Genomic DNA, 1,823 nt, shown 5'->3' with positions numbered 1-1,823 from the left:
AGCATGGCCCGCATCTACAAGACCCGCACCTGGCACGACGAACTCTCGCCCTCGATGGACGAAATGGAGTTCCTGGCGCTGGAGGCGTACGCCCATCTGCCGGAGGATTTTCGCAAGCTGACCGGCGAGATCGTCATCCAGATCGCCGAATTCCCGACCGACGAAATCATGGACGATCTGTCGCTGGAAACGCCATTCGACCTGCTCGGCCTGTTCGAGGGACGCGGCATCGCCGAGCGCTGGAACCCGCAGACCGGGGAAGGCCCGAACCGCATCACGCTCTACCGCCGCGCCATCCTCGATTACTGGTCCGAGAACGAAGAGACGCTGGGCGACATCGTCACCCACGTGCTGATCCACGAGATCGGCCACCATTTCGGCCTGTCGGACGATGATATGGAGAAGATCGAAGAGGCGGCGGAGTAGGGTGCGCTGATATTCAGGTGATGCCGGCCTGCAAATGATGGCTTCCTGCGCTTCCCCGCTCTACCGCGTCGCGGTAGAACGGTGCTCACGTACCCAAAAGTACGCTCCGCTCCGGTTCTCGGAAACCACCATTTTCGACTCGGCCTGACCTGAATCTCAACACACCCTGCGTCGGAGCTTTTCAAATCTACCAGTCACTCAGCTTGGTATCGGGCCCGTATTCCTGACCGTCGATATCCTTGACCACGGCCTGGCCGCAACGCATCGCTTTGGCCTTCTTGTCGTAGGCATAGGTCGGCGAGCCGAACAGATGCCAGCCCTTGTTCAGCGCCGCTGTCACCTTGTGGCAGAAGCTGGCATCGTCCGGAGCGGACAGAAAGCGGTAGAGTTTCATTGTTCAATTCCTGTCGTGAGTAGCTGTAGCCCGCTCGCATCCATCGAGCATTTATGACCCGATGGCGGCTGCCTTCGCCAGCAGTTTTTCGGCCTTCGCCAGATGCAGCCGCTCGACCATCCTGCCGTTCAGCGCGATCACGCCCTTGCCGGCATTCTCGGCGAGCGCGAAGGCTTCCTTCACCGAGCGTGCCTCGGCCACCGCTTCCGTGGACGGCACGAAGGCGCGGTTGGCGGCTTCGATCTGGGCCGGGTGGATGAGGCTCTTGCCGTCGAACCCCATGGCCGCGGCTTCCGCGCATTCATGGGCGAAAGCGTCGAGGTCGCGAAAATCGTTGGAGACGCCGTCGAGCATGTCGATGCCGCCGGCGCGTGCGGCCAGCACCATCTGCATCAGCCATGGCACGAGGTAGCGCCTGTCAGGCGTCGCCAGAATGCCGGTCTCCTTGACCAGATCATTCGTTCCGGCAACGAAACAATTGAGCCGCGAGGCCGGATCGCGGCCAAGTTCGGCGATGGCGCCGATGTTGAGCAGCGCCTTGGGCGTCTCGATCATCGCCCATAGTTTCACGCTGTGGGGAGCGAAATTATCGTCGAGCACGTCGCCGGCCGCGAGCAGGTCGCGCGGCGTGTCGACCTTGGGCAGAAGGATGCCGTCGGGTTCGCAGCTTGCGGCAGCCAGCAGGTCGTCGGCGCCCCATTCGCCTGATATCGCATTGATGCGCACGATCATCTCGCAGCGTCTCTCGGAATGGCCGGCGAAAATGCCGGCCAGTTTTTCGCGGGCGGCGATCTTGTCGGCCGGAGCGACGGCGTCTTCCAGGTCGATGATGATGGCATCGCAGGCAAGCTGCGCGATCTTGGCCAAGGCCTTGTCGCTGGAGGCCGGGATGTAGAGCACGGAGCGGCGCGGGCGATAGGTTTCCATGGATGATCTATGCCGCTTGTGGGCGGGTGAGGCAAGTCGGGGCATGAAGCTACCAATCTCCCCCACGAGGGGGGAG

The 1,823-nt window shown here is 62.3% G+C and carries 3 protein-coding genes; 1 reads left to right on the top strand and 2 read right to left on the bottom strand.

The genetic code is table 11. The features are described from left to right. Positions 1 to 3 precede the first annotated feature (3 nt). Positions 4 to 426 carry a metallopeptidase family protein gene (locus EN994_RS29620; RefSeq protein ID WP_023763026.1) on the top strand — a complete coding sequence of 141 codons (423 nt, stop codon included), beginning with the start codon at positions 4 to 6 and terminating at the stop codon, positions 424 to 426. A 187-nt stretch (positions 427 to 613) separates the two neighbouring features. Here EN994_RS29620 and EN994_RS29615 read toward each other — a convergent pair whose 3' ends face one another. Continuing rightward, the gene (locus EN994_RS29615; protein WP_013528780.1) at positions 614 to 820 is read right to left on the bottom strand and encodes a DUF1737 domain-containing protein; all 207 of its coding nucleotides are present in this window, start codon (positions 818 to 820) and stop codon (positions 614 to 616) included. A 51-nt stretch (positions 821 to 871) separates the two neighbouring features. Then, entirely contained in the window at positions 872 to 1,747 is an 876-nt protein-coding gene (locus tag EN994_RS29610) for a CoA ester lyase (RefSeq protein ID WP_063169572.1), read from the bottom strand. Positions 1,748 to 1,823: the final 76 nt, after the last annotated feature.

Source organism: Mesorhizobium sp. M7A.F.Ca.CA.002.09.1.1 (assembly GCF_003998555.1).
Lineage (GTDB): Bacteria > Pseudomonadota > Alphaproteobacteria > Rhizobiales > Rhizobiaceae > Mesorhizobium > Mesorhizobium ciceri.
The sequence above is the reverse complement of the archived record's forward strand: the minus strand, read 5'-3'. Positions and strand labels throughout refer to the sequence as shown.

Coding starts and splice junctions, on each gene's coding strand:
- EN994_RS29620 (WP_023763026.1), top strand. CDS start 4: ATGGCCCGCATCTACAAGACCCGCACCTGGCACGACGAACTCTCGCCC.
- EN994_RS29615 (WP_013528780.1), bottom strand. CDS start 820: ATGAAACTCTACCGCTTTCTGTCCGCTCCGGACGATGCCAGCTTCTGC.
- EN994_RS29610 (WP_063169572.1), bottom strand. CDS start 1,747: ATGGAAACCTATCGCCCGCGCCGCTCCGTGCTCTACATCCCGGCCTCC.